The sequence below is a fragment of the Falsirhodobacter sp. alg1 genome (assembly GCF_000739715.2).
Lineage (GTDB): Bacteria > Pseudomonadota > Alphaproteobacteria > Rhodobacterales > Rhodobacteraceae > Falsirhodobacter.
In genome coordinates, this window is record NZ_BBJC02000004.1 from 94,299 (window position 1) to 111,003 (window position 16,705).

The window sequence follows — 16,705 nt, forward strand, 5'->3', positions numbered from 1 at the left end:
GCACCCCCCGGTCCGAATGGCACGCTGCTTGGGCCTGTCACCACCTGCGGGTGTTCTGGGGCGCCTTTGTTATCGGGGGGTGTGGCGTCGGCTGGCATTACGATATCTCCTTGCCACAAGATCCTAGCGGCGTATCGCGCCTAGTCCAGACCGGCAATGATGGCGCGGAGCGTTTCGATTCCGTCACCTTTTTCCGAACTGGTGACGACCAGTTCCGGATAGGCGGCGGGGTGGCGCGCCAGCGCACCACGCACCTGATCCGTGATACGTTCGCGGTCGGCCTTGCTGACCTTGTCCGCCTTGGTCAGAACGGTCTGGAACGTGACGGCGGATTTATCGAGCAGGGTCATGATCTCCTCGTCCACATCCTTTACGCCGTGGCGGGTATCGATCAGCACGAAGGCACGACGCAGGGTGGAACGACCGGCAAGATAGGATTTCAGCAGGGCCTGCCATTTGCGGACGATGGCAACGGGAGCCTCGGCATAGCCGTAGCCCGGAAGGTCGACCATATAGCGTTCCTGCCCCAGGGCAAAGAAGTTGATCTCTTGGGTCCGGCCGGGTGTGTTCGATGCACGTGCCAGGGATTTGCGGCCTGTCAGGGCGTTGATGAGGCTGGATTTGCCCACATTCGAACGGCCGGCAAAGCAGAATTCCACCCGGTCGGCCGGGGGCAGGCCGGGCATGGCGACCACGCCTTTGACAAAATCCACAGGGCCCGCAAACAGAAGGCGACCTGCCTCGCGTTCGGCAAATTCGGGATCCTGGGCGAGGGGGAAGGTAAGCATCAGGTGCGCTCCTCGGCGGGGGTTACGGGGCTGCCGCGTTCAATGAGGCCCCCTTCGACAACAGTGGCATAAACGCCGAAATCACGATGGCCATAGGCTGCGGACAGCCCTGCCAAGGTATCGGCATCGATCATTCCGGTGGCCGGATCGGCCATGGTGGCACGGCAGCGGGTAATCGGTTCTTCTATCCGCAGCAGGGCATCGCCGATCCGCAGGGTCTTGCCGATCAGGTCACGTTCGGCCAAGGGGGGCAATCCGTCCAGCCAGATGTTGCCGCGCCAGCGATGGATCGACAGATCGTGCCCCATCCGTGCCGACAGATCCGCCAGTGTGGACATCGAGAGGATGGAAACGGAGGGAAACGCACTATCCGTCATGCCCCGCCCGGCCGAAATGATCCGTGCCGAGGCGCTGCGGTTGGCGGGCATCAGCGGCGCGACCCAGTCAAGAAAGCGGGGCAGGTCTGTAGGGTCATCCGGGCTGAAGGTGATGTCCGGGCGGTCGGGGTGCAACAGGGTGATGCGGTCCCCGTCCATCTGTGCGGTGATCGCCATCAGGGCAGGGGCCTTGGCCCCGCGCGAGAAATTATTGCATGGATTCCAGCCTTCGGTCAGCCGCGCATCTTCATGCGCCACAGCCCAATGGCGGTCGTATGGCAGGCAGGCTCCCGCGGAAAGCAGAACGGACGCGAGTTCCTCGCGTCCGTGTGCCTTGATCGGGTGCCGGTATAAAGCGGCGACTGTGATCATTTGCGTGGTTTCCCCGGTTTCTGTTCTTTCGCGGGGGTGCCGGAAGGGGCTGGCTTACGCTTGAACCCGTCGCGGATATTGCTGAAGATTTCAGGCCGTTTGCCGTGGCTCCACATGATCATGTATTGCTGGCTGAAGGTGATCAGGTTGTTCGTGATCCAGTAGACGACCAGACCGCTGGCAAAATGGCCGAGCATGAACATGAAGACCCATGGCATCCAGGCGAAGATCATCTTTTGCGTGGCATCTGCGGGCGCCGGGTTCAGCTTTTGCTGCAACCACATGGAGATCCCGAGAAGAATCGGCAGAACACCGATGAAGACCAGGGCCATCGTCGTGCCCGCCTCGGGGGCATCCCAGGGGAGCAGGCCGAACAGGTTGTACAACGAGGACGGATCGGGCGCGGACAGATCCTGCAACCAGCCGAAGAACGGGGCGTGGCGAAGTTCGATCGTGACCAGAATAACCTTGTAGAGCGAGAAGAAGATCGGGATCTGGATCAGGATCGGAAGACAGCCCGCAGCCGGATTGACCTTCTTCTCCTTGTACAGAACCATCATTTCCTTCTGCAGTTTCTGACGATCATCGCCTGCGCGGGCCTTCAGGGCCTCCATCTCGGGCTGCAATTCTTTCATGCGGGCCATGGAGACATAGGATTTATAGGCCAGCGGCAGAACCAGCGCCTTCAACAGGAAGGTCAGGGCGATGATCGACACACCCATGTTGCCGATATGCGCGTTCAGCCAGTGCAGCACCGAGAAGATCGGCTTGGTCAGGAAGAAGAACCAGCCCCAGTCGATGCTGTCGATGAAGCCGCCAACGCCCGCATCGTTCTGGTAGTGACGGATCGTCGCCCATTCCTTGGCGCCTGCGAACATCCGCGAGGACGTCTCGATGGATTGGCCGGCGGCAACGGTCATGAGGGGCTGGCGGGTTTCGGTGGTATAGATATCGCCCGAGGGGATGTATTTTTCCACGGCCGTGAACGGCTGCCCGTCGGCCGGGATCAGGGTGGTCATCCAGTAGTGGTCGGTGAAACCGATCCAGCCGTTTTCCGTAGCCTCATGCGTGGCGACAAGGCCGTTTTCGCGTGGGGCAGCAGGCAGATCGCGGACCGCTTTGTACTTGGTTTCCAGCAGCTCGCCATCCGTGCGGCCCACAACGCCCTCGTGCAGCACAAAGAAGCCCTGCAGGTCAGCCGGGGTGCCGTGCCGTGCAATCATGCCGTAGGGGGCCAGCTTCTGCTCTGCCTCGCTGTTGTTCTGCACACGATCGGTAACGGTAAACATGTATTGCTGGTCAACCGAGATCGTGCGGGTGAACGTCAGGCCGGCGGGGCTTTGCCATTCCAGTGCAACGGGGGCATCGGCAGTCAGCGTGCCGGAGCCGAGAACCGTCCATTGCGTATCGGGTCCGGGAACGTCGGTGTAATCCAACGCGCCGCCGGGAACCCAGCCCTGAAGGGCGTAGTAGGCATGGTCCTCACCCACCGGGGTCAGCAGACGGACATTGTCCGAGGCATCGTCCAGTGTGACGTGGTAACCCTTGAGCAGCAGGTCATCGAGACGTGCCCCGATGGTGGAGATCGAGCCGGAAAGCTCCGGTGTGTCGATCGTGATCCGCGGGGCCTCGGCCGCGACGGGGGCAGCCTGCGAGGTGCCGGTCTGCTCGGTCACGGGCTGTGCCGGGGCCGAGGTGACCTGATCGGGCACTTCAGGATTATTTGCCTGTTGTTCGGGCGGGAAGGCCCAGAACCACCCCAGCATCACGAGGAGGCTGAGTAGGATTGCTATAAGGAGGTTCTTAGGATTTTCCATGCGTCGGACGGCGCCTTTTCCAGGGTGCAAGGTCTGGGGTGGTTCAACAGAAGGGGGGCGCAAAGGTCAAGCCTTTTCCCCCCGTCACCCCTCGGGGTTCAGGCGCGGAGCCGCGCCCAAAGCAGGCATTTCGCCTGCCATAAGCCCTGCAAAGTCGAACAGGGCGGGGTCAAGAAGATGGGACGGACGTGTATTCATCAGGGCGCGGAACATCACCTGACGCCGGCCGGGGCTGTTCGCCTCCCACCCGTCAAGCATTTGTTTGACCTGTTGCCGCTGTAGCCCTTCCTGCGATCCGCAAAGGTCACAGGGAATGATCGGGTAATTCAGGGCGCGGGCAAATGCATCACAATCCGCCTCGGATACGAAGGCGAGGGGGCGGTGGACGAAAAGATCCCCATCCTCGTTCAACAGGCGCGGCGGCATCGTGGCCAGCCGTCCGCCATGGAACAGGTTCATGAAGAATGTTTCGAGAATGTCATCGCGGTGATGGCCCAGCACAACCGCCGAACAACCTTCTTCACGGGCAATGCGGTACAGGTTTCCGCGGCGCAGGCGGGAACAGAGGGCGCACATTGTCCGGCCCTGCGGCACCTTGTCCATCATGATGGAATAGGTATCCTGATATTCGATCCGGTGTTCCACGCCCATTTTCGACAGGAATTCCGGCAGGACCGTGGCGGGGAAATTCGGCTGCCCCTGATCGAGATTGCAGGCCAGAATGTCGATCGGCAGCAGGCCGCGCCATTTCAGCTCGGTCAGGACGGCCAGCAGGGTATAGCTGTCCTTGCCGCCCGAGAGGCATACGAGCCAGCGATCGCCGGGCCGCACCATGCCATACGCCTCGATCGCCTCGCGCGTTTCACGCACCAGACGTTTGCGTAGCTTGCGAAACTCGGTCGTCTTGGGGGCACCGTAGAACAGCGGGTGAATGTCGTCAGCTTCGTCAAGCATCGCGTTTCCTTTCCGGCACAGGGTCATAACCCGATCCGCCAAACGGGTGGCATCGGCACAGCCGGTGCACGGTCAGCCATGTTCCACGAACCGCACCATGGCGCGACAGCGCCTCCAGCCCGTAGACAGAGCAGGTTGGCTGAAACCGGCACCCATGTCCGACCCAGGGGGACAGCAATAACCGATAGGCCCGTATGGGCAAAGCGACGATATGCGCCAGCGGTGTCATTTGTGGATCTGCCGCAGCGCAACCTTCAGATCGTTCATCAAGGCAGAGAATTCGCGCGTGCCCGTCACCTTGGGGCGTCCGACCAGCACGTAATCCCACCCGTCGCGCCCGAGTTCGGGCAGTGTCAGGCGGGCAATCTCGCGCAGACGGCGCTTGGCCCGGTTCCGCGCCACCGCGTTGCCGAGTTTTTTCGAGCAGGTGTATCCGACCCGCATCGGGGCATCATCGCCCCGTGCACGTGCCTGCAGCAGAAACCCTTGGGCCCCTTGCCGCCGTGCCTGCGCCGCACGCAGGAAATCGGCACGTTTGATCAAAACCTGCATATCCGCCCCTGAACACGACAAAACCGCCGGTACCTTACGATCCGGCGGCGTCATCGCGTCATCGTCCTGTAATATCAGGCCGACAGCTTTTTACGGCCCTTGGCACGACGCGCGCTAAGCACGATACGACCACCTTTGGTGGCCATACGGCTGCGGAAGCCGTGGCGACGGGCGCGAACCAGGTTCGACGGTTGAAAAGTGCGCTTCATTGCGAAACTCCATGACTTCGGGCAGACGTGAACGCAGAGTGCGGATCGGTACGCCATCTATTCGAAGACCGCTCCATAAGGGTACCCCCCGCCCGAGTCAACCGTTTCGCCCTGTGATTTGCAGTAAACCATTTAGTTGTTAAGGTGTAACGCTGACATATACCTATGTAGGTTAAAACGGGTGTGATGGTGATATTTGGGCGTGCGGGCTTTCTGAATTCGCTTTCCGGGCGATTCTTCGTGCTGACGATCATATTCGTGATGTTGGCCGAGATCATGATTCTCGTGCCCTCCATTGCCCGTTTCCGTGAGGATTACCTGCAATTGCGGCTGGAAAAGGCGCAAATCGCGTCCTTGGCGCTGCTGACAACCGATGGCACCATTTCTCCGCAGCTGGAAAAAGAGCTGCTGGATAATGCGGGGGTGTATAACGTTGTGCTGCGGCGCGATGCTGTCCGGCAGCTGGTTCTGTCTTCGCCGATTCCGCTACCGATCGATGCCACCTATGATTTGCGCACCGTCAGCCATGCCGGGCTGATTCGTGATGCCATGGCCGAATTCTTCGATCCGGAATTGCGGGTGATCCGCGTCATCGGCAGCCCGGTAGAGCAGGGCGGCGACCTGATCGAGGTGGCGATGTCCACCGGCCCGCTGCGTGCCGAAATGCTTGAGTACAGCCGGCGGATTCTGGCGATCTCGGCCGCCATCTCCATTGTTACGGCGGCCATCCTGTTCATTGCCGTGCAGAAGCTGATGGTCGTGCCGATCCGTCGTGTCGTTTCACATATCGCGGCCTATTCGGAGGCGCCGGAGGATGCACGCCGCCTGATCGCTCCCCGTTCGGGTGTCCGGGAGATACGGGAGGCGGAGGATGCGCTCAAATCCATGCAGACGCAGCTGACCAGCGCCCTGCGGCAAAAGCAGCGGCTGGCGCAATTGGGAAGCGCGGTGGCAAAGATCAGCCACGATCTGCGCAATATCCTGACATCGGCCCAGTTGTTTGCCGACCGGATCGGTGACAGTGCCGATCCGGTGGTGTCGCGTGCTGCGCCCAAGCTGCTGAATTCGATCAGCCGCGCCGTCAGCCTTTGTGAAACGACACTGGCCTTCGGCAAGGCCGAAGAGCCGCCCCCCACATTGGCGCGCTTTTCATTGCGGACCCTGGTGGATGAGGTGCTGGAGGCCGAGATCCCGGATCAAAGCGCCATCACCCCTGTGCTGGATGTCCCGGCCGGTGTCATGATCCGTGCGGACCATGAACAGATATACCGGGTCCTTTCGAACCTGATCCGAAATGCACGTCAGGCGATCGAGGCGACCGGAGAGCCGGGCAATATCGAGATTGCCGGTGGCGAGGCGGATGACGAATGGTGGATCCGCGTGGGCGATACCGGCCCCGGCCTGCCCCCCAAGGCGCGGGAACATCTGTTTACGGCGTTCCAGGGGGGTGCCCGCAAGGGAGGCTCCGGCCTGGGGCTGGCCATCGCCTCCGAGTTGATCCGTGGGCATGGCGGCAATCTGGAGCTGCTGGATTCTGGCGAGACGGGTTCGGAATTCCTGATCCGGCTGCCAAAATCTGAAAATATGGGCGAAGTGTAAAAAAATCGTCGCAAATCAAATTTTCCCCTTGCGGCCTCCGATGCCACTGGCTAGAAGGCCCCCACAGTGGACCCGTAGCTCAGCTGGATAGAGCATCAGACTACGAATCTGAGGGTCGGGCGTTCGAATCGCTCCGGGTTCACCAATTATCTTTTGTAAGTTGATAGACAAAACCGACTTTTGTCTCATATTGCTCACCCAAAGCATGGCGCTACTTCCGAAGGACGGGGTAGGGGCCAAGTGGTCATTCATGAAAATTGCAGCGAGTGGCGGGAACGAGCCCGCTTTGTCGGCTTGCGGCGGATGGTCAGACCTGCTGCCAAGGGCGGGACGACATACAGCACTGTGGTCAGGACAAGTGTTTCCCACGGCACCGACAGCTCCGTCACGTCCAGAAAAAGGGCCAAACCTGGTGCAAAGGCCACTACCACGACCAGATCATTCATCGGGACCTGCACCGGCGTGTAGGTGGCATCGCTTCTAGTCAGCAGCGACCAGACGAAGACCATCGCCGTGCAGGGCGCGGCCCCGAGCAGGATCAGACCTGCCGTATATTGGGCGGCATCTTCAGGCCAAATCAGCGGCGTGAAGACAGGGGCAAAGAACAGCACGGACAGAAGTGCCATGGTGAACGGCTTCATAAGCCAGCGTCACCAGAAGACCTTTGGGTTGGCGCGCGACACCAGCAACCGCGCCGGAATCCACCCCCACCATCATCGGATGTACCATGGCTCCAGATAGGCACTGCCACGGCAAGGTTCACGCTCGCGATCTTGGTCGCCGCAATGTCCTGACAAGCTAGGGTGCACCTTGGCCGATCAGGACACCGGCGATCATCACGAGCCCGACGTGGACGGTCAGGTAGCGTCCGGGAATACTCATGCAGACACCTCGTTCGTCTGGTCGGTCAGGCGTCCCGAGGTCAGGGCCGCCAGGGCGACCATGACCGCCGCCGTGCCCATGACGAGGGTCAACCCGCCAATCTGGTAAGTCAGGCCCGACAGGAGCGTGCCGATCAGCCGACCGCCCGCATTGGCCATGTAGTAAAAGCCCACATCCATCGTCACCCGTTCGGATTTCGAGAAGGCGAGGATCAGGTAGGAGTGGAGCGAGGAATTCACGGCAAACAGCGCGCCGAAGGCCAGCAGGCCCACGACCAGCGTCACCGTCAGCCAGGTCTGAGGCGCAGGCGCAAGTGCCACGACCACTGTCAGCGCGGCTGGCACGACGAAGAGCGCAAGCGCCCAACCGCGAGCTGCACGGATCAGCTCGCCCTCCGGGCGGCTTGCCGCATGCAGGATCTTCGGTGCGCTGGCCTGCACCATCCCGTAGAGGATGACCCAGACCGCCATGAAGGTGCCGATCATGAAAAAGGCCGCGCGGTTGCCATCCTCGGTGCCGTCCGAGAGCACCGCATAGAAGTAGATCGGGATGCCCACGACGAACCAGACGTCGCGCGCCCCGAACAGGAATACGCGCGCCGCCGACAGCCAGTTGACGTTGGCCGATTTCGAGAAGACCTCGGAAAACTTGGTGCCCTTCTTGCCTTTGGGTAGGCCCGAAGGCATGAACAGCACCACCGCGACGAGGATCAGGCCGAGAACGATGGCCATACCCAGCACGGCCCAGTCGAAGCCAAGCACCGCCAGCAGTGCGGCGCCGAGCAGGAAGCCCAGCCCTTTCACGGCGTTCTTCGAGCCCGTCAGAACCGCGACCCAGCGAAACAGCCCGCCATTGCCCGAAGGGGCGAGCAGTTTCACCGCTGATTTCGAGGACATCTTGGCGAGGTCCTTGGCCACACCTGAAAGACCCTGGACGCACATCACGAAGGCGACCGAGGCCGCGATGCTCCAGCCCGGATCGAGCTGCGCAAGCGCAATCAGCGCGACCACCTGCAACCCGAGCCCGGCATAGAGCGTCGAGGTGAGGCCGAACCGCAGGGCGATCCAGCCCGCCGCGAGGTTGGTGATCATCCCCGCCACTTCGTAGAGGATGAACAGATAGGCCAGCTGCACCGCGCTGAAGCCCAGCGTGTGGAAATGCAGCAGCACCAGCATCCTGAGCGCGCCATCGGTCAACATGAAGGCCCAATAGGCCGCCGTGACGGCGATATAGGCCGACAGCCCTTCGGGTCTGGCTTGGGTGGCGTTGCTCACAACGATGCTCCGACCATCAGCGCCACATCGACCAGCCGGTTGGCATAGCCCCATTCGTTGTCATACCAGGCGTAGATCTTCAGCTGTGTCCCATTGATCACCATGGTCGATGGCGCGTCGATGATCGAGGAGCGCGGATCGTTTGTGTAATCGGTCGAGACCAGCGGGCGCGTCTCGTAGCCGAGGATGCCTTTCAGTGGGCCATTGGCCGCAGCCTCGAAGGCCGCGTTCACCTCTGCCACCGTTACCGCGCGCTCCAGTTCGAAGACGCAGTCGGTCAGCGAGGCATTGAGCAGCGGCACGCGCACGGCATGGCCGTTCAGACGGCCCTTCAGTTCGGGGTAGATCAGGGTGATCGCGGTGGCCGAGCCGGTCGTCGTCGGGATCAGCGAGTTCAGCGCAGATCGCGCACGACGCAGGTCCTTTGCTGGGCGGTCAACGATGGTCTGGGTGTTGGTCACGTCATGGATCGTGGTGATGGAGCCATGCTTGATGCCGAAAGTCTCGTGCACCACCTTCACCACCGGCGCGAGGCAATTGGTTGTGCAGGAAGCCGCAGTGACGATCCGGTGCTCGGCTGGATCATAGGTCTCGTTGTTGACGCCATAGACGATGTTGGCGGCGTTGCCATCTTTGACCGGGGCAGAGACCACGACCTTCTTCACGCCCGCCTCGAAGTAGGGGGCGATCTTGGCCTCGGTCTTGAAAACGCCGGTGCAGTCGATCACCACATCGACGCCGTCCAGCGGCAGATCGGCAATCGCGCGTGCGCCGATGAACGGCAGGCGCATGCCATTGATCGTGACACTGTCAGCATCATGCGAGAACGCGGCATCCCAGCGTCCGTGGACCGTGTCGAATTCCAGCAGATGCGCGTGCATCTCCGGATCGCCGACCGCGTCATTGATCCAGGCGATCTTGGCGCCGCTTTCGATCAGCGGCTTGAGGGCAAGCTTGCCCATGCGCCCAAGGCCATTCAGTGCGTAGGTGGTCATGCGAGTACCTCAGGGTTGGTACGGCCGATGTCATCGACAGATTGCTGGATGACGATACGGCTCAGGGTTTCGAGATTGAGCGCGGTAAAGAGGTCGATGCGATGCTTGAGTGCGCCATAGGCTTCTTGGAAGGCGAGCGCCTTCTGAGCATCGTTACCTGTAGCCTTGACCGGATCTGGCATGCCCCAGTGTCCGGTGACGGGCTGGCCCTCCCATGCCGGGCACTCCTCGTTCGCCGCCTGATCACAGACCGTGAAGACGAAATCGAAATGCGGCGCGTTCGCCCCTGAGAACTCGGAGACATCTTTCGAGCGCAGGACCGAAGTATCGTGCCCCTTGTCCTTCAGGACCTGTACGGCGAAGGGATCGAGCTGCGATCCGGGCCGTGTCCCTGCTGAAAAAGCGTTGAACCGATCGCCCGCCGTCTTGCGCAGGATCGACTCGGCGAAGATGGACCGCGCGGAATTGCCCACGCAGATGAAAAGAACGTTGTATTTGCTGTCAGGCATCATGGGGACGGTTCCTGTGCTGAAAGGCATGCAGATGTCGGGACGGCCTCGGCAGCAATCACTGAACAGGAAGCCGAACAGCCGTTGCACCGTGGTCATGTTGATCGAGTAGAGAAGCGACGTGCCCGCCCGCTGTTGGTCCACCAACCGCTCCCGCGTCAAAGCGGACAGATAGGTGGACATGGTGCTTGCCTTGACGCCAAGCGTAGAGGCGATCTCCCCTGCCGGAACACGGTCAGGGTAGCGACGCATCAAGAGCCGGAAGATCGCCAATCGCTGCGGGTGGCCCAAGATGGCCAATTGGTCGGGAATCTCTTTTTCCATATTTCACGGAATACTAAAATAATGGGTTTATGCAAAGTGAAGCTTCTGTGACACAGAGATCAAAAAGGCGGTCAGGGGCCGCTTCAAAAGGCCGATGATCCGCTTTTCCGTGAACCTTGATCGCTTCATCGTTTGTTTCATTTGCAAGGAACAGACTAACCGCAAATCGCGGACGTTTCAGGGGAGCGGGTCAGTTCCCATATGCATGTGTCGGCACCACGGAGAGAGTTAGGGCACTACTTTCATAAAGGGGCAGGAGCAGACCGCGTCAGGAAATCGGCCAACAAAGCCGACTTTCTCGATACATGCCTTACGAAGCATGGGCTTCAAACTCTCTCCAGAGCAATTCCGCTACGGCGCGGACGACTGGTTTGGACTGGCGAAACGCATAAATGGTGACGTCGAAGGCAAGATGCGTGTGTGGCAGGTCTATCTCGCACAGCCACCCTTGCTTCAACTCTTCGGCAATCATGTGTTCTGGCAGGCGGCCCCAGCCGAGGCCCGCGATCAGAAGTTGCTTCTTTGTGTGCAGATCGCTGACGTACCAGCGGCGCTGCCCTTTCTGGACGCCGATTTCGCGGTGGAACAGCCCTCCGGCTTGCCCGCTGTCGCTTGCGATGACCTGATGGAAGCGTCGCATGTCCGAGAGCCGCTTGGGATTGTCCATCTCAGCCCAGAGGGACGGGGACGTAACATTGCGCAACGTCGATGTCCCGATGGGGATGTAGTCGAAGCCCTCTTCCTCGAGCATGATCGAGGACATTGGCGAAATCGCGATTGCCGCGGTTTCCGTTTTCACGGCCTCGATGGCGCCGGACAGAACCTCGGGCCGCAAGACCACGCGTGTCTCGGGAAAGTCCGTTTGCAGTTTGTGCAGGACGGGGGTCAGCGCGTTGAGGTTGGTGCTGGTGTCCACCGCGATCGTGATCGTTTCTTCCTGCCCTTTCTCGAAATGCTGAATCAACTGACCCAGATCCTCTGCCTCCGTCAGAACGCGCAAGGATTGAAGATAGACCCGTTTGCCGACAGGGGTGAGGTCTAGCCGATACCCCGACCGATCAAACAGTTCGGTTCCTGTCTGGAATTCCAAGGCCTTCAACGCCTGGCTGATCGCTGGCTGCGTCCGGTTGAGGCGTTCGGCGGCCGCTTTGACCGAGCCGGTTTCAACAACGGCGCGCAAAACGTTCAGTTGATCGAGTTTCATGAGGCGCCAGAAGTTAAGAATTGCTTATATAGATGCTAAGAAAGTATAAATATCAATCAAGTTCCGCTTCGCCTACCACTGGATCAGCAACCGGAGCGTTTCAATGAAACAAGTTTCTTTCCAGAAACCGGCGCAGCCCGATCGGGTCGGTACATTCACCATCGCACGTGCCCTTCCGAACCGGGCTGTGACTGCGATCGGCCCGTTCATGCTTCTCGATCATCTGCCAAGGCGCGAAATTGCTGCCGGTGAATTGCCCGAGCCCGATGGCAGCTTCGCCCATCCCCATGCGGGGATCGTCACCTTCACCTATGTCATGGAAGGCGCCATGACCCATTTCGACAGCCTGGGAAACAACAGCACCGTCACCGGGGGAGGTGTACAATGGATGAATGCGGGCAACGGCATTATCCATGACGAAATGCTCGCGACGCCCCTGCGCCGTGATGGCGGGGTGCTGCATTCCTTTCAATTCTGGATCAACCTGCCCGCGCCGAACAAGGTCGAGCCTGCGAAATACATGCCCGTCGCATCTTCGGACCTGCCCGTTGTGATGCTCGCGGGTGGGCGTGGAGAGGTCAAAGTTCTGCTTGGCGGTTATGATGGGCAATCCTCGCCTATCCCAACCTATGCGGGCGAATTTATCTGGCACCTCAGGATCGAGCCGCTTGCGACGGTTGATATCGCCTTGCGCGCCGGTCTGCCTGTCGCGGGATACCTGCCGACGCATGGCGCCATGGTTGGTAATGCCAGGATCGATGCCCATACCCTTATCGGGTTGGACGCTCGGGGCGGGACGTTGGAGATAACCAACCCGGCTGTTGAACCGCTCGATCTGCTGCTGTTTGGCGGGGATGCGATCACCGACCCCATCGCCATGCGCGGCCCGTTTGTCATGAACAGCGAGGGGGAACTGGCGCAAGCGTTCCGCGCGTATCGCGCAGGGGAATTCGGGCGGATCACCTATCCCGCCGATCACGCCGCCCACAAATCAGGAACGAACGCCGCAAAGCCCCAAGAAAGTTAAAATCATGTCACAGAAAATTGCCATTGTCGGCGGCGGCTACATAGGCGCCGAACTTGCGAAGTCTCTGGACGGTACCGCGGACGTCACATTGATCGAGCCGCGCAGTCACTTTGTTCACGCCCCGGCCATGATCCGCGCGGTTGTCGACCCTTCGCTGCTGGATCGCGCTCTCATTCCGTATGATCGGCTGCTTACAAACGGCAGGGTTATCGCGTCCAAGGCAAAAGCCATAGACGCGAAGGGTGTCACATTGGAGGATGGCACTCGGGTAGAAGCGGATCAAATCGTTGTTGCCACCGGGTCCGGCAACGCCATGCCCTTCAAGCCGCAGGGTGCCGACATTGTGGGCCTCAGGGCGGACAACCAGCGCATTCACCAGCAACTCAAAGCAGCGCGGCGCATCGGTATCGTCGGGGCTGGTGCCGTTGGCACCGAGCTTGCGGGCGAAATTGCCTATGCCATGCCGGACAAGAAGGTGGCGTTGATCTCAAGCGACGAGGCGTTGTTTCCGACGATGCCCTCAAAGCTGGGCACCTCTTTGGCCGCGAAACTGCGCAAGGCTGGCGTCACGCTTATTCTTGGCCAGAGGGCGGAGAACCTGAAAAGCTTGACCGAGCCCTATGCGGGAACCCTACAACTCACCGATGGGTCACAGCACGACTTCGACCTGATCTTTCCGGTCATCGGATCTCGCGCGAATTCCGAGGTGCTTGAAACGCTTGCCGGTGTCCAGAAAACGACGGCAAACCGGATCAAGGTCGATCCGTGGATGCGCCCATCGTCGCTGCCGAACGTTTTTGCGGTCGGCGATGTCGCGGATGCAGGCGACGCCATGACCATCGTCGCCACAAGCCGCCAACTGCCCTGGCTCAAGGGGACGCTGTCCGGATTGGGGCAGGGCAAAACCGTCGAGGACATGAAACCTTACAAGCCATGGGGCAGCAGGGCGCCAATCCTTGTGCCGCTTGGCCCCAAACAGGGAAACTCCTTCCTTGGGTTCTTCACCGCTGGAGACTTTTTGACCAGCAAGATGAAGGGTGCGGACCTGTTTCTCAAGAAATACGCAAAGCTGCTGAACAGGCCTGAACACTGATCGGAACACGGCTGAACCAAACTTCCAAAAGGGGAAATGTCATGGAAAACTCCCGAAGATCCCTTCTGACGTCGACCGCGGTCGGAGCGGGGCTTCTACTTGTGCCCGGCTTGCGGTCTGCTGCCCGTGCCCAGACGGCCAAACGCGTCATTGGCAACTACGAGGCACCGGCCCTGTACGATCAGGCCGCCCAAGAGGTCGTGACAGACCGCGACGACGGCTATCACAATGATGGAAACCCGCGCCATTACGAGTGGTGGTATTTCGATCTGTTCACCCAGGCAGGCCTCAAGGCCGCGGTGATCCTGATGGACCGCCCGTTGATCATGTTGGACAACCCTGATCTGCCACCGATGATGATGTTGAATGTCGAACTCCCCGATGGCACCAACCGCGATTTCCAAGTGCCGTTTCCCGGTGTGGATTTCATCGCCTCCGAGGAGCATTGCGACGTAAAACTGGGCAACAACTGGTGTAAAGGCCGCTACCCGAATTGGCAGCTTCATGCCGAGCATGGGGATGTGGTCGTCGACCTTGAGCTTGTCGCGACCGTTGAATCCTGGCGTGCCGGATCCGGTGCGATGTATTTCGACGAGGCGCTGACGATATTCAACGCGCATGTCGTGCCCGCACCGCGCGCGGTTGTGAACGGCACCATTCAGGTCGCGGGCGAAACCATCACGATCGAGGATGGTCATGGTTATCATGACCACAACTGGGGCAATGCCGGTATCGAAGGTGTTCTCAAGGCGTGGCACTGGGGCCGTGCGGAATGCGGAGATTTCACGCTGAATTTCTCGTATATTCTTCACAACGCGGATTACGGCAACAAGGTCGTCTGCAAGTTCATGTTGGCAAAGGGCAGTGAGATCTTGCTCAGCACGGGTGAATTCGAGGACAGTTTCGTTGGTGAAATCCATGTCGGCCCGCAGTCCGGCAACGGCTGGCCTGACGGCTTTCTGATCGAAGCACCCTACAACTGCGACAGGGTCCGAATCGAGATTTCGAACAATCACCTTCTAAGCGACGCGCTCAATTCCAACCAGCAACCGGATGCCGAAACCGCACGGCCTGGCTATATCCGCCTAGGCGGCGACATCAGGGTGACGGTGCCACTCGCGGGTGGTGCCGAGGTCGCAACGGGCAACATCATCCACGAAATGTCCTTCTCGGAAAGTATTCCCAAATCGGACGCAAACTGGCTTTTGTAGGTCCAGGCTCGCTCCCCTTGCGGGCATTCGCCGCAAGGGGGGGCCGGATGCCTTGATGTAAACTCTCCAGAAATGAACATTTCGGCGCGATATTTGGAACGGCTGGTTCGCAATGCTGTCATGCGTAACTATGCCAACAGCAGCTTCGGGCCGTCTGTGAAGACGGCCCAATTGTTTAGGTTTCGATAGCCAACGCATGTTCAAACTCGACGCCACGGTATCTGGTCGTGCTATCTATCTCGGTATGTCCCAACGGCAGTGGGACACACGCAGGTTGCGGATTATTGGACTACCCTTTTGGATGGAATGCGTGACAAGAGGAATGCGCCTGTCGCCGGGATCAGAATTCCCAATGCCATGGGCAGGGGGCTGTCGCTTCCTCCCAATGCGACGCAGGACGATACGGCGAATGCAATTCCGAACTGGACCGCGCCCAGAACGGCGGAGCCGATCCCCGCGCTGTTCCGTGCTGCGGCCATGGCCAGATGCATCGCATTGGCCGAAAGCAGTCCGACCATGCCGATTGCCAGCCAAAGCGGTACAATGAAAATCCACAGCGTTTGGGTGCTGGAAAGCAGCGTAAGGATAAATGCAAAGGCGACATAGCAGGGCAGGCCGGTCTTCAGGATACGCTCCGGGGTGAAGTGATCCAGCAGCCGGTTGTTGATCTGCCCGAACAGCATCAGCGCAACGGCAATACCCGCAAACATCAGCCCGAACGATACTGCGCTCAGGCCGAATACGCCCTGAAACACCCCGGATGATCCGGTGATGAAGGCGAACATCCCCGCCTGAACCAGCCCTGCAATAACCGCAGGAATGATGAAGTTGGTGGATTGCAGCAGCGTGGCTGCGGTTTTTGCCCCGCTGCGGAAAGGTGAGGCAAGCCGTTTTTCCCGCGGCAGGGTTTCCGGGACGATGATCAGTGACAGGATGAATGCGATGATTCCGACGGTAATCATGACGACAAAGATAGAGCGCCATCCGAAAGCGCCCAGCAGAAGGCTTCCCAGCGTCGGGGAAATGATCGGCCCGATCGTCAGCAGCATGACAAGCACGGTCATGGCCTGTGCGGCCCTTCGCCCTTCATAAAGGTCATTAACGATGGCACGGCCCACAACCATGCCGCCACACGCGCCCAAGGCCTGCAGGAAGCGCAGCGTGTTGAAGGTCGTGATGTCCTTTACCACAATAAGCGCAAGCGATGTGACGACGAACAGCGCCGTTGCCGCCAGCAATGGCCCCTTGCGGCCAAGCCCGTCCAGCAATGGCCCGATAAGCAGCTGCCCCACGCACAGTCCGAAGAAGAAGATGGAGAGGGACAGCTCGGTCGCCGAGGCGCTCGCGTTCAGCGACACCGCGATATCGCCCAAGCCTGCAAGGTACATATCCGTGGCCAGAGGGGGAAATATTGAGAGCAGGCCAAGGACGGCTGTCAGACATGCAGCCTTACGGGCGGTCAGGGGTTCATGGGGCATTTCGCAACCTTTGGTTGTTTAAAGGCAATCAGTGAAATTT

The 16,705-nt window shown here is 60.0% G+C and carries 16 protein-coding genes, 1 tRNA gene and 1 pseudogene; 5 read left to right on the forward strand and 13 right to left on the reverse strand.

The genetic code is table 11. From position 1 onward, the window contains the following. Positions 1-140 precede the first annotated feature (140 nt). The 7 genes from yihA to rpmH all read right to left on the reverse strand — a co-directional run bounded on the left by yihA (position 141) and on the right by rpmH (position 5,069). Positions 141-788, reverse strand: a complete 648-nt coding sequence (yihA, locus tag TR36_RS08880; protein WP_153010532.1) for a ribosome biogenesis GTP-binding protein YihA/YsxC — start codon at positions 786-788, stop codon at positions 141-143. Then, positions 788-1,537 carry an MOSC domain-containing protein gene (locus TR36_RS08885; RefSeq protein WP_045391649.1) on the reverse strand — a complete coding sequence of 250 codons (750 nt, stop codon included), beginning with the start codon at positions 1,535-1,537 and terminating at the stop codon, positions 788-790. The genes yihA and TR36_RS08885 overlap by 1 nt, the downstream gene beginning before the upstream one ends. Beyond that, a complete protein-coding gene (yidC, locus tag TR36_RS08890; protein ID WP_045391647.1) occupies positions 1,534-3,354 on the reverse strand; it encodes a membrane protein insertase YidC in 1,821 nt (606 codons plus the stop codon). Before yidC ends, TR36_RS08885 begins: the two co-directional genes overlap by 4 nt. An 84-nt stretch (positions 3,355-3,438) precedes the next feature. After that, complete coding sequence (gene ttcA / locus TR36_RS08895) at positions 3,439-4,308, reverse strand: tRNA 2-thiocytidine(32) synthetase TtcA (protein ID WP_045391645.1); 870 nt, start codon at positions 4,306-4,308, stop codon at positions 3,439-3,441. Next, positions 4,301-4,537 carry a membrane protein insertion efficiency factor YidD gene (gene yidD, locus TR36_RS14935; RefSeq protein ID WP_082714904.1) on the reverse strand — a complete coding sequence of 79 codons (237 nt, stop codon included), beginning with the start codon at positions 4,535-4,537 and terminating at the stop codon, positions 4,301-4,303. The genes ttcA and yidD overlap by 8 nt, the downstream gene beginning before the upstream one ends. Then, positions 4,534-4,914, reverse strand: a complete 381-nt coding sequence (rnpA, locus tag TR36_RS08900) for a ribonuclease P protein component (RefSeq protein WP_045391643.1) — start codon at positions 4,912-4,914, stop codon at positions 4,534-4,536. Before rnpA ends, yidD begins: the two co-directional genes overlap by 4 nt. A gap of 20 nt (positions 4,915-4,934) precedes the next feature. Beyond that, positions 4,935-5,069, reverse strand: a complete 135-nt coding sequence (gene rpmH, locus TR36_RS14940) for a 50S ribosomal protein L34 (protein WP_082714905.1) — start codon at positions 5,067-5,069, stop codon at positions 4,935-4,937. A 261-nt stretch (positions 5,070-5,330) separates the two neighbouring features. Between rpmH and TR36_RS08905 the strand changes: the two genes are divergently transcribed. Both TR36_RS08905 and TR36_RS08910 read left to right on the forward strand, forming a co-directional pair. Continuing rightward, positions 5,331-6,668, forward strand: a complete 1,338-nt coding sequence (locus TR36_RS08905; RefSeq protein WP_237763553.1) for a HAMP domain-containing sensor histidine kinase — start codon at positions 5,331-5,333, stop codon at positions 6,666-6,668. 68 nt (positions 6,669-6,736) lie between these two features. After that, a tRNA-Arg gene (locus TR36_RS08910) sits at positions 6,737-6,813 on the forward strand. Positions 6,814-6,964: 151 nt separating this feature from the next. Here TR36_RS08910 and TR36_RS08915 read toward each other — a convergent pair. From TR36_RS08915 to TR36_RS08935, 5 genes and pseudogenes are all read right to left on the reverse strand, one after another. Then, a pseudogene (locus TR36_RS08915) lies at positions 6,965-7,550 on the reverse strand (arsenic resistance protein); the annotation flags it as partial. Next, positions 7,547-8,824, reverse strand: coding sequence for an organoarsenical effux MFS transporter ArsJ (arsJ, locus tag TR36_RS08920; RefSeq protein ID WP_045391637.1), 1,278 nt, complete (start codon positions 8,822-8,824; stop codon positions 7,547-7,549). The pseudogene TR36_RS08915 and the gene arsJ, both read right to left, overlap by 4 nt. After that, positions 8,821-9,819 carry an ArsJ-associated glyceraldehyde-3-phosphate dehydrogenase gene (locus tag TR36_RS08925; protein ID WP_045391634.1) on the reverse strand — a complete coding sequence of 333 codons (999 nt, stop codon included), beginning with the start codon at positions 9,817-9,819 and terminating at the stop codon, positions 8,821-8,823. The genes arsJ and TR36_RS08925 overlap by 4 nt, the downstream gene beginning before the upstream one ends. Beyond that, complete coding sequence (locus tag TR36_RS08930) at positions 9,816-10,652, reverse strand: helix-turn-helix domain-containing protein (RefSeq protein WP_045391631.1); 837 nt, start codon at positions 10,650-10,652, stop codon at positions 9,816-9,818. The genes TR36_RS08925 and TR36_RS08930 overlap by 4 nt, the downstream gene beginning before the upstream one ends. A 310-nt stretch (positions 10,653-10,962) precedes the next feature. Then, entirely contained in the window at positions 10,963-11,856 is an 894-nt protein-coding gene (locus tag TR36_RS08935) for a LysR family transcriptional regulator (RefSeq protein ID WP_062763048.1), read from the reverse strand. A gap of 103 nt (positions 11,857-11,959) precedes the next feature. On the opposite strand from TR36_RS08935, the gene TR36_RS08940 reads away from it, so the two are divergent. Genes TR36_RS08940 through TR36_RS08950 form a run of 3 tightly spaced genes read left to right on the forward strand, consistent with a single transcriptional unit; the run spans position 11,960 to position 15,187 of the window. Continuing rightward, a complete protein-coding gene (locus tag TR36_RS08940) occupies positions 11,960-12,883 on the forward strand; it encodes a pirin family protein (RefSeq protein WP_045391628.1) in 924 nt (307 codons plus the stop codon). A 4-nt stretch (positions 12,884-12,887) separates the two neighbouring features. Then, positions 12,888-13,976: an NAD(P)/FAD-dependent oxidoreductase gene (locus TR36_RS08945; protein WP_045391625.1), complete on the forward strand. Its 1,089-nt coding sequence runs from the start codon at positions 12,888-12,890 to the stop codon at positions 13,974-13,976. Between the two features lie 41 nt (positions 13,977-14,017). Further along, on the forward strand, positions 14,018-15,187 hold the full coding sequence (locus TR36_RS08950) for a hypothetical protein (protein ID WP_045391622.1): 1,170 nt from the start codon (positions 14,018-14,020) through the stop codon (positions 15,185-15,187). A 281-nt stretch (positions 15,188-15,468) separates the two neighbouring features. Here the strand turns inward: TR36_RS08950 and TR36_RS08955 are convergent, their stop codons facing one another. Beyond that, on the reverse strand, positions 15,469-16,665 hold the full coding sequence (locus tag TR36_RS08955) for a multidrug effflux MFS transporter (RefSeq protein WP_045391619.1): 1,197 nt from the start codon (positions 16,663-16,665) through the stop codon (positions 15,469-15,471). Between the last annotated feature and the right edge of the window lie 40 nt (positions 16,666-16,705).

Bases quoted from the DNA above. Each gene is read 5' to 3' on its own strand.
- yihA (WP_153010532.1), bottom strand. From the start codon at position 788: ATGCTTACCTTCCCCCTCGCCCAGGATCCCGAATTTGCCGAACGCGAG.
- TR36_RS08885 (WP_045391649.1), bottom strand. From the start codon at position 1,537: ATGATCACAGTCGCCGCTTTATACCGGCACCCGATCAAGGCACACGGA.
- yidC (WP_045391647.1), bottom strand. From the start codon at position 3,354: ATGGAAAATCCTAAGAACCTCCTTATAGCAATCCTACTCAGCCTCCTC.
- ttcA (WP_045391645.1), bottom strand. From the start codon at position 4,308: ATGCTTGACGAAGCTGACGACATTCACCCGCTGTTCTACGGTGCCCCC.
- yidD (WP_082714904.1), bottom strand. From the start codon at position 4,537: ATGACACCGCTGGCGCATATCGTCGCTTTGCCCATACGGGCCTATCGG.
- rnpA (WP_045391643.1), bottom strand. From the start codon at position 4,914: ATGACGCCGCCGGATCGTAAGGTACCGGCGGTTTTGTCGTGTTCAGGG.
- rpmH (WP_082714905.1), bottom strand. From the start codon at position 5,069: ATGAAGCGCACTTTTCAACCGTCGAACCTGGTTCGCGCCCGTCGCCAC.
- TR36_RS08905 (WP_237763553.1), top strand. From the start codon at position 5,331: ATGTTGGCCGAGATCATGATTCTCGTGCCCTCCATTGCCCGTTTCCGT.
- TR36_RS08925 (WP_045391634.1), bottom strand. From the start codon at position 9,819: ATGACCACCTACGCACTGAATGGCCTTGGGCGCATGGGCAAGCTTGCC.
- TR36_RS08930 (WP_045391631.1), bottom strand. From the start codon at position 10,652: ATGGAAAAAGAGATTCCCGACCAATTGGCCATCTTGGGCCACCCGCAG.
- TR36_RS08935 (WP_062763048.1), bottom strand. From the start codon at position 11,856: ATGAAACTCGATCAACTGAACGTTTTGCGCGCCGTTGTTGAAACCGGC.
- TR36_RS08940 (WP_045391628.1), top strand. From the start codon at position 11,960: ATGAAACAAGTTTCTTTCCAGAAACCGGCGCAGCCCGATCGGGTCGGT.
- TR36_RS08945 (WP_045391625.1), top strand. From the start codon at position 12,888: ATGTCACAGAAAATTGCCATTGTCGGCGGCGGCTACATAGGCGCCGAA.
- TR36_RS08950 (WP_045391622.1), top strand. From the start codon at position 14,018: ATGGAAAACTCCCGAAGATCCCTTCTGACGTCGACCGCGGTCGGAGCG.
- TR36_RS08955 (WP_045391619.1), bottom strand. From the start codon at position 16,665: ATGCCCCATGAACCCCTGACCGCCCGTAAGGCTGCATGTCTGACAGCC.